The organism is Lactococcus sp. S64 (assembly GCF_016516525.1).
GTDB classification, from domain to species: Bacteria; Bacillota; Bacilli; order Lactobacillales; family Streptococcaceae; genus Lactococcus; species Lactococcus lactis.
In genome coordinates this window covers 196,449-218,475 of the sequence record NZ_JACVUQ010000002.1, presented here as the reverse complement: position 1 = coordinate 218,475, position 22,027 = coordinate 196,449, and the positions used below count along the sequence as shown (strand labels likewise).

General features: G+C 35.6%; 20 protein-coding genes and 2 tRNA genes. 19 read left to right on the top strand and 3 right to left on the bottom strand.

The window, feature by feature from the left end; translation table 11 throughout:
- Positions 1-212: 212 nt before the first annotated feature.
- On the top strand, positions 213-2,228 hold the full coding sequence (locus IAE51_RS03425; RefSeq protein ID WP_003129537.1) for a potassium transporter Kup: 2,016 nt from the start codon (positions 213-215) through the stop codon (positions 2,226-2,228).
- Positions 2,229-2,293: 65 nt separating this feature from the next.
- On the opposite strand, the gene IAE51_RS03420 is transcribed toward IAE51_RS03425, so the two are convergent.
- Complete coding sequence (locus IAE51_RS03420) at positions 2,294-2,464, bottom strand: DUF3042 family protein (RefSeq protein ID WP_081041882.1); 171 nt, start codon at positions 2,462-2,464, stop codon at positions 2,294-2,296.
- Between the two features lie 195 nt (positions 2,465-2,659).
- On the opposite strand from IAE51_RS03420, the gene IAE51_RS03415 reads away from it, so the two are divergent.
- From IAE51_RS03415 to eno, 18 genes are all read left to right on the top strand, one after another.
- Positions 2,660-3,325, top strand: coding sequence for a YitT family protein (locus IAE51_RS03415; RefSeq protein WP_003129540.1), 666 nt, complete (start codon positions 2,660-2,662; stop codon positions 3,323-3,325).
- Positions 3,326-3,463: 138 nt separating this feature from the next.
- Positions 3,464-4,348: a tRNA (adenosine(37)-N6)-dimethylallyltransferase MiaA gene (gene miaA / locus IAE51_RS03410; RefSeq protein WP_058204348.1), complete on the top strand. Its 885-nt coding sequence runs from the start codon at positions 3,464-3,466 to the stop codon at positions 4,346-4,348.
- A gap of 82 nt (positions 4,349-4,430) precedes the next feature.
- Positions 4,431-5,099 carry a hypothetical protein gene (locus IAE51_RS03405; protein WP_033899653.1) on the top strand — a complete coding sequence of 223 codons (669 nt, stop codon included), beginning with the start codon at positions 4,431-4,433 and terminating at the stop codon, positions 5,097-5,099.
- 169 nt (positions 5,100-5,268) lie between these two features.
- Positions 5,269-6,165, top strand: a complete 897-nt coding sequence (locus IAE51_RS03400; RefSeq protein ID WP_003129543.1) for an SPFH domain-containing protein — start codon at positions 5,269-5,271, stop codon at positions 6,163-6,165.
- A 98-nt stretch (positions 6,166-6,263) separates the two neighbouring features.
- Positions 6,264-6,335, top strand: a tRNA-Arg gene (locus IAE51_RS03395).
- 204 nt (positions 6,336-6,539) lie between these two features.
- Positions 6,540-6,800, top strand: coding sequence for a SemiSWEET family transporter (locus IAE51_RS03390; protein ID WP_003129544.1), 261 nt, complete (start codon positions 6,540-6,542; stop codon positions 6,798-6,800).
- Between the two features lie 156 nt (positions 6,801-6,956).
- A tRNA-Lys gene (locus IAE51_RS03385) sits at positions 6,957-7,029 on the top strand.
- Between the two features lie 127 nt (positions 7,030-7,156).
- Positions 7,157-8,080 (top strand): ribonuclease Z, encoded by a 924-nt coding sequence (rnz, locus tag IAE51_RS03380; protein WP_003129545.1) that lies wholly within the window; start codon positions 7,157-7,159, stop codon positions 8,078-8,080.
- Complete coding sequence (locus IAE51_RS03375) at positions 8,073-8,774, top strand: SDR family oxidoreductase (RefSeq protein ID WP_015425952.1); 702 nt, start codon at positions 8,073-8,075, stop codon at positions 8,772-8,774. The genes rnz and IAE51_RS03375 overlap by 8 nt, the downstream gene beginning before the upstream one ends.
- 166 nt (positions 8,775-8,940) lie before the next feature.
- Positions 8,941-11,169 (top strand): single-stranded-DNA-specific exonuclease RecJ, encoded by a 2,229-nt coding sequence (gene recJ / locus IAE51_RS03370; RefSeq protein WP_180259508.1) that lies wholly within the window; start codon positions 8,941-8,943, stop codon positions 11,167-11,169.
- A 122-nt stretch (positions 11,170-11,291) separates the two neighbouring features.
- Entirely contained in the window at positions 11,292-11,804 is a 513-nt protein-coding gene (locus tag IAE51_RS03365; RefSeq protein ID WP_012897343.1) for an adenine phosphoribosyltransferase, read from the top strand.
- A 216-nt stretch (positions 11,805-12,020) separates the two neighbouring features.
- The gene (rpoE, locus tag IAE51_RS03360; RefSeq protein ID WP_012897344.1) at positions 12,021-12,584 is read left to right on the top strand and encodes a DNA-directed RNA polymerase subunit delta; all 564 of its coding nucleotides are present in this window, start codon (positions 12,021-12,023) and stop codon (positions 12,582-12,584) included.
- 136 nt (positions 12,585-12,720) lie between these two features.
- Positions 12,721-14,373, top strand: a complete 1,653-nt coding sequence (gene mltG, locus IAE51_RS03355) for an endolytic transglycosylase MltG (RefSeq protein ID WP_058203216.1) — start codon at positions 12,721-12,723, stop codon at positions 14,371-14,373.
- A 59-nt stretch (positions 14,374-14,432) separates the two neighbouring features.
- The gene (gene greA / locus IAE51_RS03350) at positions 14,433-14,906 is read left to right on the top strand and encodes a transcription elongation factor GreA (RefSeq protein ID WP_033899645.1); all 474 of its coding nucleotides are present in this window, start codon (positions 14,433-14,435) and stop codon (positions 14,904-14,906) included.
- A gap of 176 nt (positions 14,907-15,082) precedes the next feature.
- Positions 15,083-15,538, top strand: coding sequence for a CtsR family transcriptional regulator (locus IAE51_RS03345; protein ID WP_010905471.1), 456 nt, complete (start codon positions 15,083-15,085; stop codon positions 15,536-15,538).
- Positions 15,528-17,978, top strand: coding sequence for an ATP-dependent Clp protease ATP-binding subunit (locus IAE51_RS03340; RefSeq protein ID WP_200094743.1), 2,451 nt, complete (start codon positions 15,528-15,530; stop codon positions 17,976-17,978). Before IAE51_RS03345 ends, IAE51_RS03340 begins: the two co-directional genes overlap by 11 nt.
- A 134-nt stretch (positions 17,979-18,112) precedes the next feature.
- On the top strand, positions 18,113-18,670 hold the full coding sequence (gene hpf / locus IAE51_RS03335; RefSeq protein ID WP_003129564.1) for a ribosome hibernation-promoting factor, HPF/YfiA family: 558 nt from the start codon (positions 18,113-18,115) through the stop codon (positions 18,668-18,670).
- Positions 18,671-18,854: 184 nt separating this feature from the next.
- Entirely contained in the window at positions 18,855-20,156 is a 1,302-nt protein-coding gene (eno, locus tag IAE51_RS03330; protein WP_010905473.1) for a surface-displayed alpha-enolase, read from the top strand.
- A gap of 114 nt (positions 20,157-20,270) precedes the next feature.
- On the opposite strand, the gene IAE51_RS03325 is transcribed toward eno, so the two are convergent.
- Together IAE51_RS03325 and IAE51_RS03320 are read right to left on the bottom strand one after the other, a co-directional pair.
- Positions 20,271-20,942, bottom strand: a complete 672-nt coding sequence (locus IAE51_RS03325) for an ABC transporter ATP-binding protein (protein WP_010905491.1) — start codon at positions 20,940-20,942, stop codon at positions 20,271-20,273.
- Positions 20,943-20,944: 2 nt separating this feature from the next.
- A complete protein-coding gene (locus tag IAE51_RS03320; protein WP_017864217.1) occupies positions 20,945-22,018 on the bottom strand; it encodes an ABC transporter permease in 1,074 nt (357 codons plus the stop codon).
- Positions 22,019-22,027 lie beyond the last annotated feature (9 nt).

Below are 22,027 nucleotides of genomic sequence, written 5' to 3'. Positions count from 1 at the left end.
AATCAAAAGATAGCTTACTGTTGCTATCATCGCTTTTGTGATGATTACTGTATTATATATAAAACTGTGAGAAATAAATAAATATAATTTCCCGCAGTTTTTTTTGAATAAACAGGGGATAATCTGCTATAATAAAGCTATTAAAAAACGAGCTACGCTTCGTTTTATTTTATTTGACTATTTTCGTTGAAGAAAGTTGAGGAGTTACAAAAGTGGGTCAAGTACACTTACATAATCGGTCGTTTAATAAAGCGACATCTGCAGGGTTCCTGATTGCATTAGGGATTGTTTACGGTGATATCGGAACAAGTCCACTTTATGCCATGCAGGCCATTGTTCGAGGACAGGGAGGATTAGCAAATCTTTCTGAAAGCTTTATTTTGGGGGCTGTTTCTCTTGTAATTTGGACTTTAACATTGATTACAACTGTTAAATATGTTCTGATTGCTTTGAAAGCAGATAACCATCATGAGGGGGGAATCTTTTCACTCTTTACCCTTGTGAGACGGATGAGAAAATGGCTGATTATTCCAGCAATGATTGGTGGGGCGACATTATTAGCGGATGGAGCATTGACTCCTGCGGTGACGGTCACGTCAGCCATCGAGGGTTTAAGAGGAGTAACACATGTTTACTCAAATCAGACGGCAGTCATGGTAACAACTTTGATAATCCTTGCCTTTCTCTTTTTGATTCAGAGGTTTGGAGCAAGTTTGGTTGGCCGTTTATTTGGACCAATTATGTTTATCTGGTTTGGCTTTTTGGGTGTAAGTGGATTGATTAATTCTTTTCTTGACTTATCAATTTTAAAAGCAATTAATCCATATTATGCGATTCACTTATTGTTTAGTCCAGAAAATAAAGCTGGTTTCTTTATCTTGGGTTCTATTTTCTTGGTAACGACAGGGGCAGAGGCACTTTATTCTGACTTAGGACACGTTGGGCGTGGAAATATTTATGTCAGCTGGCCATTTGTTAAGATTTGTATTATCTTATCTTACTGTGGACAAGGAGCTTGGCTTTTAGCTCACCGTGGTGAACACATTGAAAAACTTAATCCTTTCTTTGCTGTTTTACCTGATAATATGGTTATTTATGTCGTTATCTTATCAACATTGGCGGCGATTATCGCCTCTCAAGCACTGATTTCGGGTTCATTTACTTTGGTGTCTGAAGCGATTCGTTTGAAACTTTTGCCATTGTTCAAAATTTATTATCCAGGGCAAACTTTGGGACAACTTTATATCCCAGCAGTTAACTTTGCTCTTTGGGTAACGACTTCATTCTTTGTTTTGTATTTTAAAACTTCAGAACATATGGAAGCCGCTTATAGCTTGGCCATTACCATCACTATGTTGATGACAACAACACTTTTGACTTATTTCTTAATTCAAAAAGGAACGCCAAAAATTGCCATTGCAATTATTTCTATCGGTCTCTTTTGTATTGAAGGCTCATTCTTTGCTGCTTCTCTTGTCCAATTTATCAACGGAGCATATATTGTGGTTCTGATTGCCTTGGCAATTATCTTCGTGATGTTCATCTGGAACAAGTCACACAAGATTGTCATGAAATATATCAAATCATTGAATATTAATGAGTATAAAAATCAACTTAATGCTTTGCGTCATGATGAATCTTATGATTTATATCAAACAAATGTGGTTTATTTAACAAGCAAAATGGACCATGAATGGATTGACCGTTCAATCTTATATTCAATCTTGGATAAACGACCAAAACGTGCAGAATGTTATTGGTTTGTAAATGTAAAAGTTACTGACGAGCCTTATACTTCTGAGTATAAAGTAGACATGATGGATACTGACTTTATTGTTCGTGTGAATCTCTATCTTGGATTCCGTATGCGTCAAGAAGTTCCGCGTTATTTAAGAACAATTGTGACGGATTTGATGGAATCAGGACGTTTGCCACGTCAGCATCAACATTACAGTATCACTCCAGGACGTAAAGTTGGAGATTTCCGCTTTGTCGTTGTTGAAGAAAAGCTAATGAATGCACGTCAAATGCCAGGTTTCGAGCGTTTTGTTCTTCAAACTAAAGCACAAATCAAGAGAATTACGGCTTCCCCAATTCGTTGGTTTGGTCTTCAATTCTCGGAAGTAACTGTTGAAACAGTTCCCTTGGTTCTTTCAGATGTACGTAATTTGGAAATTCATGAACGATTGGAACAGGTGGATGAAGCAGAAGCTTCAGCAACTCATTAAAGGATATAAAAAAACTTACTGACAAAATTTCTGTCAGTAAGTTTTTATTTCTGTAAGTAAAATTTTTAACGAGCAAGTCGTTTTCTAGCGGCTTCTTTTCGTTTTTGAGCGATAAATTCGTTCTTATCAGCAGAAGGAAGATAACCTTTTTTCTTGGCAATTAACAGGGCTGTACCTGCAACAAGAATTTCGACAGATTTTCCAATGAGATAGCCTTGGATAAATTTATTTTTCATTTAGTGGACTCCTTTATATTTTATTTAAAAATTGCTCTATCTTAATTATAAATCAAAAAATGTGAAAACGCTAACGAAGCACATTTTAAAAAGAAAGACTCTTTAATAATTAACTGGTTAAGGTTAAGATTAGGTGCATGTGATATATTAGTAGCAGTTGTAATAAATAAATGATAAAGAAAGAAGGTAAGAAATATGACAATTATAGGTGTAAAAATTGACAAAAAGTTTATGAGGGACTTACTCATACTTATTTTAGGTGTCGGACTTTATGTACTCTCAGTTCAGTTATTCGTCATCCCTAATCGTCTAGCAAGTAATGGTGTCGCTGGTTTTTCTGTACTTATGGATTTTGTTTTTGGCATCAACCCAGCCTTGACTTTCTTTTTGGTAAATGTACCACTTTTCATTTTCGGAGGACGTTCGCTTCCGCGGAGAATTTTACTACTGAGCATTCCTGGAGCGCTTGCCATGAGTGGTTGGTTAATGATTTATGAAGCATTAGGAGTTACTGGTTTCCAATTCTCACATGTTATTTTTGCTGGAATTTTCGATGGACTTCTTTCAGGATTCGGGGCAGGATTAGTTATTATTTCTGAAGGAACATTTGGAGGATCAATCTTATTGAGCCGAATTTTGGAGGAGCAATGGAACTTTAAAATTGACAAGGTTTTGTTTATGGTCGATGTGGTCGTTTTAAGTGTTTCCTTATTAACATTCTTGTCACTTCCTAACTTTGCGGTCACACTACTTTCATGCTATATCTTTAGTAAAATGACTCTGATTGTGGGACGTGAAGATTATCGGAAATCTTTAATGAATCGTGGAAAAAGAATTTATCAAAAAGTTTTTGCTGCATAAAAACTTTAAGAATAATAGAATAAAAATTACTGACAGAAATTGAGCTGTCAGTAATTTTTTCTTGTCAGTGCTTGAATTTACAGGCTATTTCTGAAATAATAGAGAATGAAAATGGTGAGAGTGAGTCATAAAAAATAAATGAAAAATAATAAAGTTTTAGTGGTTGTCGGGCCTACAGCTGTGGGGAAAACAGCACTTGGCATTGATTTAGCAATCAAATTTAATGGTGAAATTATTTCTGGTGATTCTCAGCAAGTTTATCAAGGATTAGACATTGGAACCGCTAAGGTGACTATGGCTGAACAAGCTCAAGTTCCTCATCATTTGATTGATGTACGTAAATGTACAGAAAATTTTTCGGTTCATGATTTTGTCATTGAAGCTAATCAATTAATTAAAGAAATTCTTGACCAAGGAAAAGTGCCAATTATCGTTGGAGGAACTGGCTTATATATTCAATCTCTTATCGAAGGCTATCATCTTGGCGGACAGGAAAATCATGAGGAGATGATGAAACTTCGTGAAGAATTATCTCTTTTATCTGATGAAAAATTGTTTGCAAAAGTGATTAAAATAAATCCAGAAATTCCTGAGTTAAATCGTAGACGGGCGATTCGTTTTTTGGAGCTGCAAACTTTCGGCTCTCAAGATGAAAATTTGGGTTCTGATTATGATTTTTTGCTTATTGGATTAAATGCTGACAGAAAAGTGCTTTATGATCGAATTAATCAACGGGTTGATCAAATGATGCGTGAGGGCTTATTAGATGAAGCTAGAACTTTGTATGAGCAAGCACCAGAAGTTCAAGCGGCAAAAGGGATTGGTTATAAAGAATTTTTCCCTTATTTTTCAGGGGACATTAGTTTGGAAGAAGCTGTTGAGTTGGTCAAAAGAAATTCAAGACGCTATGCCAAGCGACAATTGACTTGGTTTAAAAATAGAATGTCTGTCGAATTTGAAGATGTTTTTTCAAAAAATTATCCTGAACCAATTTTTGATAAAGTCACTCAGTTTTTGAACTGACGCATTTTCTTAAAAATGTTATAATGAAAAAGATTGAAAAAAGGGCTTTACAAGTAAATTTTATTAAAAATGGAGAGAAAAAATGACTGATAAAAAATGGATTGATTTGGGAATGAAATATGGTGGCTTCATGGCTCAAGACCATATCTTTTTAGAAAATAGATTAGCTACCTTAACCGATGTAAAAGATAAAAGACTTTTGGTGACTCCACCAGCATCAGTTTTAAATGCTTATTTTGCTGAACTTTATCAAAAACGCTCACCGAAAGATGCAACAGATTATTTCTTTGAACTTTCTAAAGCTTTTGATATTTTTGAAGAAAATCCAGATTTTCAACTTGAAGGAAAAAATGGTTATGAAAATTTCAGATTTATTCGACTCAATCTTTCTGGAAAATCATTTGGTTTTTCATATAAAAATGACGCAGAAGAAGCAATTATTTTCAGTGAATTTCCGGTAAAAGTGACAGCCGAATTGATGTTTGAAATTGCACAGATTTTCCCGCATTATCTATTAGTGGAAGAAGACGGAAAATTGACAATGAAACCTGCTCAATTTCAAAGTGAATTTGAGAAAGTGAAAGACCTAACAGCATTAACAGAACAAGCAGAAAATGGGGAATATATTCGCTTAGCCGGCTATAATATTGAGGATTTATTAGAACAAGCCGAAGAAATTGGCTTCTTAAGTCCTTTATGCTTTGGGCGTGACGGACGTAAACACTTTATCTATATTACAAAAGGTTTTTAATCGTTAGTTAATAAACTATCAAAAAAATTGCATTTCTCTTTGATAAGTGATAGACTATGTGAAAACGGTTACTGGCGATGCTGTCAGTAATTAATAAGACTGAATTTTTCATAATTACTGACAGAAAAGTTTGTCAGTAACTTTTGGTCAAATATAAGGAGGAACTTTTATGATTTTTATTCCACTCGTTGTTTTAGCAATTATCCTGCTCATTTTAATCTTTAGTTTGAGTACAATTGTATTTGTTGTTAAACAACAAACTGTTGCAATTGTTGAACGTTTTGGGAAGTATCAATTTACTGCAAACCCTGGTTTTCATTTGAAACTTCCTTGGGGAATTGATCGGATTGCTGCTCGAGTTCAATTGCGCTTATTACAAACAGAGATGACAGTTGAAACTAAAACTGCGGATAATGTTTTTGTTACGATGAATATTGCAACGCAATATCGAGTAAACGAACAATCCATCAAAGATGCATACTATAAGTTAATGAATCCAGGTGAACAAATTAAGGCTTATATTGAAGATGCCCTTCGTTCAGCAGTACCAAAATTGACTTTGGATGATGTTTTTGAGAAAAAAGATGAAATCGCTCTTGAAGTTCAAAAAACAGTTGCTGAAGAAATGCAAACTTACGGTTATATTATCGTAAAAACATTGATTACTAAAGTAGAACCTGATGCTGAAGTTAAGCAATCTATGAATGAAATCAATGCGGCACAACGTAAACAAGATGCCAGCCAAATGTTGGCAAATGCTAATAAAATTCAAGTTGTAACTGCCGCTGAAGCAGAAGCTGAAAAAGACCGTCTGCATGGGGTAGGGATTGCTGAACAACGTAAGGCTATTGTTGACGGTTTGGCTCAACAAATTACCGAAATCAAAAAGCTTGGTGTGGCGCTTGATGAAGAACAAATTATGGCGATTTTGTTAACTAACCAATATTTAGATACCTTGAATCAATTTGCTGCAGGTGGAAATTCAACCATTTTCCTTCCAAGCGGAGCTGAAGGAGCAGAAAGTTTAAGGACTCAGATTTTATCAGCCATTAAAGCAGGTAAATAAAGTAAAAATGGAAAGCTATCGATGGATAGCTTTTTTTATTATAGCAAGCTTCTTCTTGCAATTTTTTTTGAAATTAGGTAGAATAAAGTGATTGTAGCGCGTCCGTAGTGTAATGGATATCACGTAAGATTCCGGTTCTTGAGATGGGGGTTCGATTCCCTCCGGACGCATTTAATTAAGTAAATAAACCGCTCGGTTGAGCGGCTTTTATTGTTTTTGTGCTAAACATGTGCCAATGACTGCGTTTTATAGAATCCTAAATATGTTATAATAAGATATTGACTCGAAGGTAAAATGACTAGGTTTTAAATTTAAAAAATAGTTAGAATGAAACCGAGAGTTTTTTGATATTATCATTTTACAGGAGGGCTTTTATGAATCAAGAGAAATTTATTAAGTATTTAAGTTGGGTAGCGACTGGGATGTCGGTAATGATGTATGTGTCATATCTTCCGCAAATTGCTAACAATCTTAGTGGAATGAAAGGAAATCCTATTCAGCCCCTTGTTGCTGCAATTAATTGTACACTTTGGGTCACTTATGGAATTGGCAAAAAGCCTAGAGATTTAGCTTTGGCAACGGCAAACTTTCCAGGTATAATTTTTGGATTGGTCACATTTTTTACTGCCCTTTGATGATGAAAAAAATGATTAATTGGGCATGTGTGTGGCCATTATCAGAGATAAATAAATAATAAATTTAAAAAAAATAAAAAAATTACAGCTGAGACTAGAAATTTCAGAAAGTCTGTGTTATAATATATTTCGTCGTGAAAATGACGCTTTAAGCATGACTCGTTAGCTCAGTTGGTAGAGCATTTGACTTTTAATCAAAGGGTCGCTGGTTCGAGCCCAGCACGGGTCACTAATTTATTGAAGAAAAGATTGTGGGGAAGTTTCACAATCTTTTCTTGTTTTGGAAAATAATTCTCATTTTTGAGAAAATAAAGTTTTAATTTGCCTTAAGGTGAGTTGAAACTGATGGAGGTTCAATGGAAATCCAATTTTTAGGGACTGGGGCTGGTCAGCCTTCTAAATCAAGAAACACTCAGGCAATTGCCTTGAAAATGCTTGATGAGCGTAATGAAATTTGGCTTTTTGACTGTGGTGAAGCAACGCAACATCAAATTTTAAATACGACAATTAAGCCACGAAAAATTACTAAGATTTTTATTACACATTTACATGGGGATCATATTTTTGGCTTGCCTGGTTTTTTGTCTAGTAGAAGTTTTCAAAGTTCAGATGAACAAACTGATTTGGAGCTTTATGGCCCTGTGGGAATTAAAGATTTTGTTTTGACCGCTCTTAGAATCTCGGGTTCACGCTTAGCTTATCGTATCAATTTTCATGAAATTGATTCGGCTGGAAAAATCTTTGAAGATGATAGTTTTGAAGTCCATACAGATTTGCTTGACCATACTATTTTCTGCTTGGGTTATCGCGTCGTAGAAAAAAATCGAATAGGTGAACTCGATGCCAATGCTTTAAAAGAAGCTGGGCTTCCTTTCGGACCCCTTTTTGGTAAAATAAAAAAAGGTGAGATTGTTCAGTACGAAGGAAAAACTTTCGATCCTAAAGATTATATCGGAGCGGATAAAGCTGGTAAAATAGTCACGATTTTAGGCGATACAAGAAAATCGAATGTTGCAGTACGCTTAGCTTATGGAGCAGACTTATTGGTTCATGAGGCAACTTATGAAGCAAATGAAAGTAAAATGGCAAAAGCACATGGTCATTCAACGACTAAACAAGCAGCAGACGTCGCCAAAGAAGCCGGAGTTAATCGATTGTTATTGACTCATATTAGTGCACGCTATGTTGGACCTTTGGTTGGACAATTGGTGCGTGAGGCACAAACTGTTCATTCCAACACTTTTGTGGTTAAGGATTTTTACGAGGAAAAAATTGGTTAGAAATATTGTAATTACAGGTGCAACTGGTGATATTGCTAAAGAAATTGTCAAATCTTTATCTAAAGAAAATGACCATTTAATTTTGGTTTCACGTAGCCGTAAGGCTCTGATTGAACGCTATGGTCAGCTTGAAAATGTTACATTACTGACCAATGATGAACTTTTGACTAATGAACAATCTTTTGTTGTGGATATTTTGATTAATAATGCTGGTTTTGGTATTTTTAAAGAATTCACTGAACTTACTGATGGGGAAATTACAGAACAGTTTGTCATTAATACGTTAATGCCAATCCAGTTGACCAGATTATTAGAACCGAAAGTTCAATTGATTAATATTGCTTCAATTGCTGGAAAGTTACCAACAGGTAAATCATCAATTTATGCTGCCTCTAAGGCGGCTTTGATTACATTTTCAGATGCTTTGCGTATGGAAAATCCACAATTAATTGTGACAACTGTGAATACTGGACCTGTAAAAACCAAATTTCACAAAGATAATGGAGATTATCTGGAAAAAGTGGGGAAAAATGCAATTTCAGCATCTAAAGTTGCTGACAAAGTTGTGAATAACTTGGGAAAAAGGAAAAGAGAAATCAATTTACCTTGGACTTTATCCACAGCGGCCAAATTGCGAGCTATTTTTCCTTCGCTTTTTGATTTTATATCTGCCAAATTTTTTAATTTCAAATAGAATTTTTTTACTGACAGAAGCTTAATGCTATTTGTGTCAGTAAATTATAGAAAAGTTTAGGATTTTATTAAATAAAAGAAAAATAATCTCTAAACTTAGCCATTTTTTTCGAGTAATTTATGCTAAAATAATTGAATTGAGCATAGAAAAGATAAAGAGAATTAAAATGATAAAAGCAAAATATGATTGGAAAGTGGCTGATACAGCCATTTCCGAAGATTTTCTAAAGATAGCGAAAAAACATAAATTAGATGAATTGACAAGTCGCGTGCTTTATCAAAGAGGAATTCATGCAGAAGCTGAAATTGAGCAATTTTTAAAGCCAAGTTTAGAAAATTTACATGACCCTTTTCTACTTCATGATATGGAAAAAGCAACAGGGCGTATTTTATCAGCAATTGAGCAAGGTGAAAATATCTTAATTTATGGTGACTATGATGCTGACGGAATGACTGCAGCATCAGTCATGAAGTCAGCTCTGGATGAATTAGGAGCTGAGGCTCAAGTTTATTTACCCAATCGTTTTACTGACGGTTACGGGCCAAATCTTGACGTTTATCAGTACTATATTAAGAATGAAAATATCAATCTTATTATTACTGTAGATAATGGGGTTGCTGGCTTGGAGGCAATTACCTGGGCACAGGAAAATGGAGTGGATGTAATTGTTACCGACCATCACTCAATTCCTGACCAACTTCCCCCTGCTTATGCCATTGTCCACCCCGAACATCCTGACAGTCAATATCCTTTCAAATATTTGGCAGGAGTTGGTGTCGCCTTCAAAGTCGCCTGTGCTCTTTTAGAATATGCACCCAGTGAAATGCTTGATTTAGTTGCAATTGGTACAATTGCTGACATGGTCAGTTTGACTGATGAAAACCGAATTTTAGTGGCTCATGGTCTAAAAGTTTTGGCCCAAACAGAGCGTGCCGGCCTACAAGAATTAATGAAGTATGCCGGGGTTGATTTTGATAAAATCACTGAGGAAACGGTTGGTTTTCAAATTGCTCCCCGTTTAAACGCTTTGGGACGTCTCGATGACCCAAACCCAGCCATTGAATTGCTGACAGGTTGGGATGAAGATGAAGCGCATGAAATTGCCAAAATGATTGACCAAAAAAATTCAGAGCGAAAAGAAATTGTGGAAAAAATTCACAATGAAGCTCTGAGTATGCTGACAGATGAACCTGTTCAGATTTTATATCATAAGGACTGGCATAAAGGTGTCTTAGGAATTGTTGCGGGTCGCTTGCTAGAAGCCATACATAAGCCAGTAATCATGCTGGCCCAAGAAGATGGGATTTTGCGTGGGTCTGCTCGGTCAATCGAAAATTTTGATATTTTCAAGGCATTAAATGCCCATCGTGAACTTTTTATTGCTTTTGGTGGTCATAAACAAGCCGCAGGGATGACTTTAAGTCTGGAAAACGTAGAAGCAGTTAAAAAGGCGATGATTGATTATATCGTGGACAATCATTTAGATATGTCTAAAAAAAGTGCCTTAGAAGTTGCTGACCGTTGCCACTTAGACGATATTTCGCTCTCAACAATCACTAATTTAGCAAAATTGGCTCCCTTTGGCATGGATAATCCTAAGCCTCGATTTTTAATCGAAGATTATAAGGTGATTCAAAGCCGAAGTATGGGGAAAGACAATGCTCATCTTAAATTAAAAATTCAGGAAGAAAAGCAACAAATTGATGCCGTTTATTTCCAACATGGTTCAGAAGAATTGGAATTCGAACAGGCACAAACAAAATTAGTCGCAACACTTTCAAGTAATAGTTGGAATGGAAATACGAGTCTTCAATTAATGATTGAAGATGCTGATTCAGTTGGTGTCGAACTTCTTGATATAAGAAGTAAACAAATTCCTATCCCAAAAGAGGCTAATATTTTTTCTCAAAATCAGCTAAAACATGGTATAATGGAAGATGTGCTTGTCATCGAAGAGACACCTGGAGATTTAGCAGGTTTGTCAGTATTAAAAGAAGCTGTCAGTAAAGCAGCGTCGGATGATTTTAAAATGATTTATTTTAAAAATAAAATCACTGATAGCTATTATTTAACAGGAAGTGGAACACGAGAAGAATTTGCAAGACTTTATAAAGCAATTTATCAATTTCCAGAATTTGATATTCGCTATAAATTAAAATCACTTGCGGATTATTTGAAAATCCCTCATCTCTTGCTTGTCAAGATGATAAAAATCTTTGAGGAACTTGAATTTGTCAGCATTGACAATGGCTTAATGACCGTTAATAAGACGGCCGATAAACGCGAAATTTCTGAGAGTACAATTTATCAAGAACTAGAAAAAATTGTAAAAATGCAAGAACTTTTTGCTTTAGCACCCGTCAAAGAAATTTATCAAAATTTATTAGAAAAATAATTTCGTTTTTATAAAAAGTTACTGACGAAATCAGCTATACTCATAATAATAAAGCTGTCAGTAAAAATAACGAACTTATGTTAGAAAAAAGGAGCACTGACAATTCTGTCAGTAACAAAAACATGGAATTAAAAGACTATATTGCAACAATTGAAAACTATCCTAAAGAAGGCGTAGTTTTTCGCGACATCAGCCCTTTGATGGCAGACGGAAATGCCTATAACTATGCTGCTACCGAAATTGTTCAGTATGCAAGAGATAAAGAAATAGATATGGTTGTAGGTCCAGAAGCACGTGGTTTCATCATTGGATGTCCAGTTGCTTTTGCACTTGGTGTAGGATTTGCCCCAGTTCGTAAGCCTGGTAAATTACCTCGTGAAGTCATTGAAGCAACTTACGAAAAAGAATACGGAACAGACACACTCACAATGCATTCAGATAGCATCAAACCAGGACAACGTGTCTTGATTGTTGATGATTTGCTTGCAACTGGTGGAACAATTGCCGCTACAATTGAACTTGTTGAAAAAATGGGTGGAATTGTTGTCGGATGTGCGTTCCTTATCGAACTTGATGAACTTAAAGGTCGCGAAAAAATCGGAGATTACGATTATAAAGTTCTAATGCACTATTAATTTCTTTACTGTCGGTAGCCAATAAATGTTATTAGTATTCTTTTGATAAAAACAAGAGAGTATAGTTAAGCTAAAAGCAAGTAAACAGAGGTTTTTTGGCGTAAAATATTGACAGCAAGCTAATTTTGATATACACTATAAAAAGAAAATCCACATAGCGTTCGTTTTTTAGGAAATGAGCCTATATTTTATATTAGGAAAAGAGAGAGTAAAAACTTGAAAATTACAGCCTTAGAAGGACAAAAAATCTCAGAACTTTCAATGATTGAAGTTGCTCATGCTTTATTGGAGCAAAATGGCAAAGAAATGCAATTCTCTGAAATCATCAGAGCGATTCAAGATTATTTGGAAAAATCAGATGATGAAATTAAAGCTAGTATTTCTCGTTTTTATACAGAAATCAATACAGACGGAAGTTTCATTCCATTAGGAAATAATATCTGGGCACTTCGTTCATGGTACGCCATTGATGAGATTGACGAAGAAGTTATCGCTCTTGATGAAATTGAAGACGAAGAAGAAGAAAAACCAGCTAAAAAACGTAAAAAAGTCAATGCTTTTGGTATCGAAGACGAAATCGATCCAGAAGATGAAGAAGGCGCAAAAGAAACAACTGAAGAAGACATGTCATACGATACTCAAGCAGAAGACGAAGATAAAGATGACGTCGCTGCTTATGACGCAGAACTTGCGGAAGTTGAACTTGATAATGTAGATGAAGAAGTTGACATCGATGTAGAAGACGATGAAGATGATTCAGACGATACTGATGAAGACTAAAACACATAAAAAGTGAGGCATCAGCCTCACTTTTATGAATATTCTCTTTTTATTTGTAAAAAATTAAAAGAACGGTTACAATTAGGAAAAGTAAAATTTTATTATTGAGCGAAAGCTAATCATAAGGAGAAAAAATTTGGTGGACAAAGAAACAACTGAATTTTCTCGAGGAAGTTTTAAAGAAAAAATACTTCGCCAACTTGAAGAAAATGCAGCGAAACAAGCAGAAACTAAGTTCCCAGACCCTGAAGATTTCGAACGTCCCAGCAGGAGCGACTCAGAAGAACCTGAGCGAAAAATCGAACCAAGGAAAGTTGATCTTGAACCTTTCAAACTTCCCGTCTTTGATTTTCCAGCAGCGGATGAAAACGAAGAAGAACCTTTTGTAGAAAATGAAAACCTTCCAGAAGAAGGCGATTCATTGCGTCAAAATTTAGATGGAGTGGTTTCTGAGGAAATTCAAAGCCAAGATATTCCTCCTCAATTTTCAAGAAGTGAACCAAAAGTTCAAGATGAAAAAATTGAACAAGAACAATTTTTGGAAAAAAAAGAATCAGAAAAAATGGTTAAACATCAACCTTCAAGAAGAACCAATAGTCCTTCTAAAAAAACTTCTTTGAGCAAGAAAAACAAGAATAAGAACAAAAATAAGAAAAAGAAAAAAGTAACAGCAGGAAAAATCATTGCTGTGATTGTTGTTCTTTTAGTTTTAGTTGTTGGAGGAACTGGTTGGTATGGCTATAACTTTGTAAAATCTGGCATTCAACCTCTGGATTCTAAGAATGCAACAGCTAAGTCAATCAATATTCCTGCTGGTTCAAGTAGTAAGCAAATTGGTGAAATTTTGCAAAGACAATCCATTATTAAAAATGGAATGGTTTTTCAGTATTATACAAAATTTAAAAATTATTCAGAGTTTAAAAGCGGCTATTATAATCTTGCACCAAACATGAGCTTATCTACGATTGCTAGCAAACTTGAAGAAGGCGGAACAGAAAAACCTGTTGCTCCAACTTTAGGTAAAATTTTAGTTCCTGAAGGCTATACGCTAACACAAATTGCTAAAGCTGTGACAGTTAATAGTGGAAGCAATGAAAAGAATGCAAAAACGCCATTTTCTGAAGCAGACTTCATGAAAACCGTTCAAGACCCAACCTTTATCGCTAAAATGGTTAAGGCTTATCCTAAACTGTTCGCAAGCTTGCCAACAAAAGATTCAGGAATCAAATATCAGTTAGAAGGTTACTTGTTCCCAGCGACTTATGATTACACAAAATCATCGACAGTTGAATCAGTCATTGAAAATATGATTCAAGCAGCCAATACTCAACTCACTCCTTACTATGATACAATCGCTCAAAAGAATTTGACTGTCAATGAAGTTTTGAGTTTAGCAGCTTTGGTTGAAAAAGAAGCCAACAATGATGATGACCGACGCAACGTTGCTGGAACCTTCTATAATCGTATGAATGCTGGAATGACTTTGGGTTCTAATCTGTCAATTCTTTATGCCGAAGGTAAACTTGGTGAAAAAACAAGTCTTTCAGAGGATGCTAATATTGACACCAACCTAGATTCGCCATATAATTTGTACACAAATACTGGATTTGGCCCTGGCCCTGTTGATAGTCCAAGTTTGTCATCTATTAAAGCGGTACTTGATCCTGCTCAAAATGACTACTTCTATTTTGTTGCTGATGTGACAACAGGAAAAGTTTATTTTGCGAAAACATTAGCTGAACAAAATGCAAATGTTCAAAAATATGTGAATGATAAGATAAGTAGCTAAGCTATCATTAATTTAGATTTGATTAAAAGAGAAAAAAGTTTATAAAAAAGGAAAGAAATATAATGGAAAAAACATTCCCAATGACCCAAGAAGGGCTTGATAAATTAAAATTAGAACTTGAAAATTTAAAACTTGTGAAACGTCCAGAAGTCATTGACCGTATCAAAGTTGCTCGTAGCTATGGTGACCTTTCAGAAAACTCAGAGTACGAAGCAGCTAAAGATGAACAAGCCTTTATCGAAGGACGTATTTCAACTGTTGAAACAATGATTCGTTATGCTGAAATTGTTGATAACGCAAAAATTGCTAAAGACGAAGTAGCACTTGGTAAAAACGTAACTTTTGTTGAAGTTGGCGAAACTGACGAAGAATCTTATCAAATTGTTGGTACTGCTGAAGCTGACCCATTTTCAGGAAAAATTTCTAATGAATCACCAATTGCTCGAGTTTTGATTGGTAAAAAAATTGGAGACATCGTAAATGTACCACTTCCAGTTGGCGAAATGACAGTTAAAATTGTAAAAGTTGACTAATTATTTTAGAATATAATAAGTAAAAAAGCCGTCAGTAACGGTTTTTTTATTTTTCAACGCTTAAGTCTGTCAGTAAGTTAAAATTGCTATTTTTGGTAAAAATAATATTTTTCAGGTATAATAGTCAGTAATAGTCAAAGATTATTTAGAAAATGGATGAAAGAAAGGATGGAGCGATGGCAGGTCAAAAAAATACATCAGATATTATCGAAGCTTATCTGAGAAAGCTTTTAGAAGAAGCACAAGTCATTGAAATTAAACGAGCGGACTTAGCCAATCAATTTGATGTCGTGCCGAGTCAGATTAATTATGTGATAAAAACACGATTTACGGCCTCAAAAGGCTTTGATGTGGAATCAAAACGTGGTGGCGGTGGATACATCAAAATTGTGAAGTATCAATATTCTGCTCGTCATGAATTCTTAACGGCTCTTTACCAGAAAGTTCCAGCTAATCTCTCAAGTAAAGCTGCCCATGATATCGTTCAACTTCTCTTTGATGAGAAAGTACTGACAGAACGTGAGGGAAATCTACTTTTGTTAGTCATTACTGACGGAGCCATTAGTCCCTTTACTCGTGGTATAATGATGAAAAGTATAATAAACAGATTGGACCGTGACGATGAAATTTGAAAATATAAAATATACACCAACGCTTGACCGAATTTTAGAAAAAGCGGAAGAGTATGCTCACCAATATCAATATGGCACCATTGAAAGTGCTCATTTACTAGCTGCAATGGCAACGACCTCAGGCTCAATTGCTTACAGCCTCCTTGCTGGAATGAATGTTGATTCTTCTGACTTACTGATTGATTTAGAGGATTTATCAAGTCATGTTAAGGTCAAACGTTCAACTTTACGTTTTTCACCTCGTGCAGAAGAAGTGATGACTGCGGCAAGTTTTTTAGCAATTCATAATAACTCAGAAGCCGTTGGAACAGAACACCTGCTTTATGCCCTACTTCAAGTAGAAGATGGATTTGGTCTTCAACTTCTAAAATTACAAAAAATCAATATTGTATCTTTGCGAAAAGAGCTTGAGAAAAGAACTGGACTCAAAGTTCCAGAAAGTAAAAAAGCTGTGACTCCAATGTCAAAACGTAAGGTGGCAAAGGGAGTTGCAGAAAATTCAACGACGCCAACGTTAGACTCTGTATCCTCAGATTTAACCGAAGAAGCTCGCTTGGGTAAACTTGACCCAATGATTGGACGAGAAGCTGAAATTGACCGTTTGATTCATATTCTCAGCCGCAGAACAAAAAATAATCCTGTCTTAGTTGGAGAGCCCGGTGTTGGGAAATCAGCAATTATTGAAGGTTTGGCCCAAAGAATTGTCAATGGTCAAGTTCCAATTGGTTTGATGAATAGTCGAATTATGGCCTTGAATATGGCGACTGTTGTTGCTGGGACAAAATTTAGAGGTGAATTTGAGGATCGTTTGACAGCTATTGTTGAAGAAGTTAGCAGTGATCCAGATGTCATTATTTTCATTGATGAATTACACACAATCATCGGTGCTGGTGGCGGTATGGATTCTGTCAATGATGCCGCAAATATTTTGAAACCAGCGCTTGCTCGTGGTGATTTTCAAATGGTCGGAGCAACAACCTATCATGAATATCAAAAATATATTGAAAAAGATGAAGCTTTAGAACGCCGTTTGGCGAGAATAAATGTTGATGAGCCAAGTCCAGATGAAGCGATTGCTATTTTGCAAGGCTTACGTGAAAAATTTGAAGACTATCATCAAGTGAAATTTACTGACCAAGCCATTAAAAGTGCTGTAATGCTCAGTGTTCGTTATATGACTAGCCGAAAATTGCCTGACAAAGCCATTGATTTACTTGATGAAGCTGCAGCAGCAGTGAAAATTTCTGTCAAAAATCAACAAACAAAACGTCTTGATTTAGAAAAAGAATTAGCGGAAGCTCAAGAAGAATTATCAGAAGCTGTCATTAAACTTGATATCAAAGCGTCTCGTACAAAAGAAAAAGCAGTTGAAAAAATTGCTGACAAGATTTATAAATTCTCAGTAAAAGAAGATAAACGTCAAGAAGTTACTGACCAAGCTGTTGTTGCTGTTGCCTCAACACTGACAGGTGTTCCAATCACACAAATGACTAAGTCTGAAAGTGATCGTTTAATCAATCTTGAAAAAGAATTACATAAACGAGTTGTTGGACAAGAAGAAGCTATTTCTGCCGTTTCAAGAGCCATTCGTCGGGCACGTTCCGGTGTTGCTGACAGCTGTCGTCCAATGGGTTCTTTCATGTTCCTTGGACCAACAGGGGTCGGTAAAACCGAACTTGCTAAAGCACTGGCTGACAGTGTGTTTGGTAGTGAAGATAATATGATTCGTGTTGACATGAGTGAATTCATGGAAAAACATTCGACTTCACGCTTGATTGGAGCTCCTCCAGGGTATGTAGGTTATGATGAGGGTGGTCAATTGACAGAACGCGTTCGTAATAAACCTTATTCTGTTGTTCTTTTAGATGAAGTCGAAAAAGCTCATCCTGACGTTTTCAACATCATGTTGCAAATTCTAGATGATGGCTTTGTGACTGATACTAAAGGTCGTAAAGTTGATTTCAGAAATACAATTATTATCATGACTTCAAACTTGGGAGCGACTGCTCTTCGTGATGATAAGACAGTTGGTTTTGGCGCTAAAAATATCACAGCTGATTATTCAGCCATGAAATCAAGAATATTAGAAGAGCTTAAACGTCATTATCGTCCTGAGTTTCTTAATCGAATTGATGAAAATATTGTTTTCCACTCATTGGAAAGTCAAGAGATTGAACAAATTGTTAAAATTATGAGTAAATCTTTGATTAAACGTCTGGCAGAACAAGATATTCATGTTAAACTCACACCGTCAGCGGTGAAATTAATTGCTGAGGTAGGTTTTGACCCAGAATATGGTGCACGTCCGCTCCGCAAGGCTCTTCAAAAAGAAGTTGAAGACCTTTTAAGTGAACAATTGCTCTCTGGTGAAATCAAAGCAGGTAATCATGTTTCAATTGGGGCATCTAATAAAAAAATTAAAATCGCTCAAATTGTTTGAGATGAAAGCTGTTTCATGTTATAATTAAATTAGAAATAAAGGAAAGGACAGTTCGAAAAGATTCAGAAGTCCTGAAAATTCCAAAAGTTTAAGGGCTTCATTGAAACAAAAAGAACTGTTGAAGAGGTACTCTTATGATCAAATTTAATATCCGTGGCGAAAACGTCGAAGTGACTGATGCAATCCGCGCTTATGTTGAAGATAAAATCGGAAAACTTGATAAATATTTCAACGATGGTCATGAAGTAACAGCCTATGTTAATCTTAAAGTTTACAGCGAAAAACGAGCTAAAGTTGAAGTAACTCTTCCAGCTAAAAATGTCACTTTACGTGCAGAAGATACTTCACAAGATATGTATTCTTCAATTGATTTTGTTGAAGAAAAACTCGAACGTCAAATTCGTAAATATAAGACACGTATGAACCGTAAACCACGCAATGCTGTCCCAACAGGACAAGCTTTTGGCGATGAGTTTGCACCATTAGAAAAAGCCGATGAAGTTGCTGAGGATCACGTAGATATTGTACGTACTAAACATGTTGCTTTAAAACCAATGGATGCCGAAGAAGCAGTGCTTCAGATGGATATGTTGGGACATGATTTCTACGTCTTTACAGATGCTGATAGTAACGGAACCCATGTCGTTTACCGTCGTACAGATGGTCGTTATGGTTTAATTGAAACAGAATAAAAAAATAAGGATAGATTTTTCTATCCTTTTTTATTAATGTTCAGATAAAAAATCAAAATGTAAGCGCAAAACCTTTTGAAGTTTAGCTTTGCGAAGATTTTCACTTGAAAAATCTTTCAAAAAATAGTAAAATCAAAGATGTATTAAGAGTGCAGACGCACTTAAAAATAATAAGGAGACTAAAATGTCAATTATTACTGATATTTATGCTCGCGAAGTCCTTGACTCACGCGGTAACCCAACACTTGAAGTTGAAGTTTACACTGAAGACGGTGCATTCGGTCGCGGTATGGTACCTTCAGGTGCTTCTACTGGTGAACATGAAGCGGTTGAACTTCGTGATGGCGACAAATCTCGCTACAACGGACTTGGTACTCAAAAAGCTGTTGACAACGTAAACAACATCATCGCTGAAGCTATCATCGGTTATGAAGTTACTGACCAACAAGCTATTGACCGTGCAATGATCGCTCTTGACGGTACTGAAAACAAAGGTAAATTGGGAGCTAACGCTATCCTTGGTGTTTCTATCGCTGCTGCTCGTGCTGCTGCTGATGAACTTGGTGTTCCACTTTACAACTACCTTGGCGGATTCAACGCTAAAGTATTGCCAACTCCAATGATGAACATCATCAATGGTGGTTCTCACTCAGACGCTCCAATCGCTTTCCAAGAATTCATGATCGTACCAGTTGGTGCACCTACATTCAAAGAAGCGCTTCGTTGGGGTGCTGAAATCTTCCACGCTCTTAAGAAAATTCTTAAAGCTCGTGGACTTGAAACAGCTGTCGGTGACGAAGGTGGATTCGCTCCTAAATTCGACGGAACTGAAGACGGTGTAGAAACTATCCTTAAAGCAATCGAAGCAGCTGGTTACAAAGCTGGTGAAGATGGCGTTATGATCGGTTTCGACTGTGCATCATCAGAATTCTACGAAAACGGTGTTTACGACTACACTAAATTCGAAGGTGAAGGCGGTAAAAAACTTTCAGCTTCTGAACAAGTTGACTACCTTGAAGAACTCGTTTCTAAATACCCAATCATCACTATTGAAGATGGTATGGACGAAAACGACTGGGATGGATGGAAAATCCTTACTGAACGTCTTGGTAAAAAAGTTCAACTCGTTGGTGACGACTTCTTCGTTACAAACACTAAATACCTTGAACGTGGTATCCGTGAAAATGCTTCAAACGCTATCTTGATCAAAGTTAACCAAATCGGTACTTTGACAGAAACTTTCGAAGCTATTGAAATGGCTAAAGAAGCTGGTTTCACAGCAATCGTTTCTCACCGTTCTGGTGAAACTGAAGATTCAACAATCTCAGATATCGCTGTTGCAACTAATGCTGGTCAAATCAAAACTGGTTCACTTTCACGTACAGACCGTATGGCTAAATACAACCAATTGCTTCGTATCGAAGACCAATTGGCTGAAGTGGCTCAATACAAAGGTCTTAAAGCATTCTACAACCTTAAAAAATAAGGTTTACCAACGAATGATTTAGATTTAATCCTTCTCTTTATTTAGAGAAGGATTATTTTTTATAAAAAATATTCTATGAAAAAACTACTAGTAAGCTAGTAGTTTTTATTTTATTTAGATTTTTGATAAGAGTCCATCTTCAATCTTATAAATACTGTCACTATTTTTAATCATTCTTTGGTCATGAGTGACCATGATTGTTGCTTTATTCTTCAAATGAGCTTCTTGTCTTAATAATTCAACAACCTGATAAGCATGCTCAGTGTCTAAACTTGCTGTTGGTTCATCGGCCAAAATTAAATTTGGTTCATTAAAGAGAGCACGAGCAATAGCTGCCCTTTGTCTTTCACCACCAGAAAGATCACTAGGATGTTTATCTTTTAAGTCTAAAATATCAAGTGATTTAAGAAGTTCAATCCCTTTTTTAGAAGTTAGTTTTTCGTGATTGATTTTATCAATAAGGAGAAATTGTTCTTCAATAGTCAAATAAGGAATCAAATTAGAACTTTGGAGGATGAAACCTATTTCTTTAAATCTAAGTTTAGAACGTTTTTTTTCTGACAATGGTGTAAAATCTAAGCCATTGATTGAAATGTTCCCAGAAGTTGGACTTTGTAAACCACCTGCAATTGTGAGAAATGTACTTTTGCCTGAACCGGAGGGACCAATAATTGAAACAAATTCTCCTTGATTGACTGCTAAATCGATTCCTTTGAGTGCCTGAATCTCATTATGACCACTACCAAAAGATTTTTTTACATTTTCCATTTTAAGAATTGTTTTCATTTTTAACCTCCAATTGCTTTCGTTGGGTCAATTTTACGGATAGTAATGATTGAAAAAAGTGACCCAATAATTGATACGATGATGAGAATTAAAGCATAGAGCAACCAGTTTGTAAGACTAATTTCAAATGGCATTGCATCGGGTAAGATAAAGCTAGTTCCATAACTTGCTATAAAAGCAACGAATACGCCAACTAAACTAATGATAAAGCTTTGACCAAGTAAAGAGTTCATTATTATGCGATTTGAAATTCCTTGGGCTTTCATTATGCCAAAAATCGGAACTTTTTGAAGAGTTATAACATACATAAAGACTCCAATAATCAACAGTACAATCAGAAATAAGAAGTAAATCATTGCGCTGAGTGTCATATTTTGAGCAGAATAACCTGGAATATCGTTAATTAAATCAGAAATAGAGATGACTTTATATTGATTTGAAATAGAAGAATCAATCTTAACTTTTCCAGATTTTACAACGACAGCATTAACAGAAGAAGTTGAAGTGCTTTTTTCACCAAACTTTATCTGATTCAAAGCGGAAAATGAGGTATAGATAACAGGCGATGCAGAATAAGAAGAGGATTTTGAAATTCCGACAATTTTTATTTTAATATTATTATTTCCCACGGAAACTTCTTGACCGATTTTATATCCTTGATTTGCCAGCTTTTTTGAGATAATCATTTCTAAATGATTGTCAGTAAATTTTTTTCCCTCAAGAACTTCTGGCATGATTTTAGACTTATCAGGCAGGGCAATAATAGCAATATTGTCTCGCTCGCTCTTTGATTTGCGCATAGAAGTAGAAAACAATGATAATTCTGAACCATTTTCTATATGAATATTACTTAAATCATCAGAAGTAATTTGTGAAGCAGAAATAATATTATTTGAACTTGTTGATAAAACGACTTTTTCGGCCTTCCAATCAAGGACAGCTTGTTTAAATTGACTGGCAAGTCCTACAGATAGTCCGGACAGTATAAAGACTACATAAGCGATTAAAAAAATAATAGCTCCGATTAAGGTGTAACGAGCTTTATTATAACGTATTTCTCTTAGTGCTAAAAACATAAAATCTCC

What these genes read in the sequence shown, in the direction of transcription:
- miaA (WP_058204348.1), top strand. Translation starts at nt 3,464, where the DNA reads ATGAAAAATAATAAAGTTTTAGTGGTTGTCGGGCCTACAGCTGTGGGG.
- IAE51_RS03320 (WP_017864217.1), bottom strand. Translation starts at nt 22,018, where the DNA reads ATGTTTTTAGCACTAAGAGAAATACGTTATAATAAAGCTCGTTACACC.
- hpf (WP_003129564.1), top strand. Translation starts at nt 18,113, where the DNA reads ATGATCAAATTTAATATCCGTGGCGAAAACGTCGAAGTGACTGATGCA.
- rnz (WP_003129545.1), top strand. Translation starts at nt 7,157, where the DNA reads ATGGAAATCCAATTTTTAGGGACTGGGGCTGGTCAGCCTTCTAAATCA.
- IAE51_RS03405 (WP_033899653.1), top strand. Translation starts at nt 4,431, where the DNA reads ATGACTGATAAAAAATGGATTGATTTGGGAATGAAATATGGTGGCTTC.
- IAE51_RS03345 (WP_010905471.1), top strand. Translation starts at nt 15,083, where the DNA reads ATGGCAGGTCAAAAAAATACATCAGATATTATCGAAGCTTATCTGAGA.
- IAE51_RS03415 (WP_003129540.1), top strand. Translation starts at nt 2,660, where the DNA reads ATGACAATTATAGGTGTAAAAATTGACAAAAAGTTTATGAGGGACTTA.
- IAE51_RS03365 (WP_012897343.1), top strand. Translation starts at nt 11,292, where the DNA reads ATGGAATTAAAAGACTATATTGCAACAATTGAAAACTATCCTAAAGAA.
- IAE51_RS03420 (WP_081041882.1), bottom strand. Translation starts at nt 2,464, where the DNA reads ATGAAAAATAAATTTATCCAAGGCTATCTCATTGGAAAATCTGTCGAA.
- IAE51_RS03340 (WP_200094743.1), top strand. Translation starts at nt 15,528, where the DNA reads ATGAAATTTGAAAATATAAAATATACACCAACGCTTGACCGAATTTTA.
- eno (WP_010905473.1), top strand. Translation starts at nt 18,855, where the DNA reads ATGTCAATTATTACTGATATTTATGCTCGCGAAGTCCTTGACTCACGC.
- IAE51_RS03400 (WP_003129543.1), top strand. Translation starts at nt 5,269, where the DNA reads ATGATTTTTATTCCACTCGTTGTTTTAGCAATTATCCTGCTCATTTTA.
- IAE51_RS03390 (WP_003129544.1), top strand. Translation starts at nt 6,540, where the DNA reads ATGAATCAAGAGAAATTTATTAAGTATTTAAGTTGGGTAGCGACTGGG.
- IAE51_RS03325 (WP_010905491.1), bottom strand. Translation starts at nt 20,942, where the DNA reads ATGAAAACAATTCTTAAAATGGAAAATGTAAAAAAATCTTTTGGTAGT.
- recJ (WP_180259508.1), top strand. Translation starts at nt 8,941, where the DNA reads ATGATAAAAGCAAAATATGATTGGAAAGTGGCTGATACAGCCATTTCC.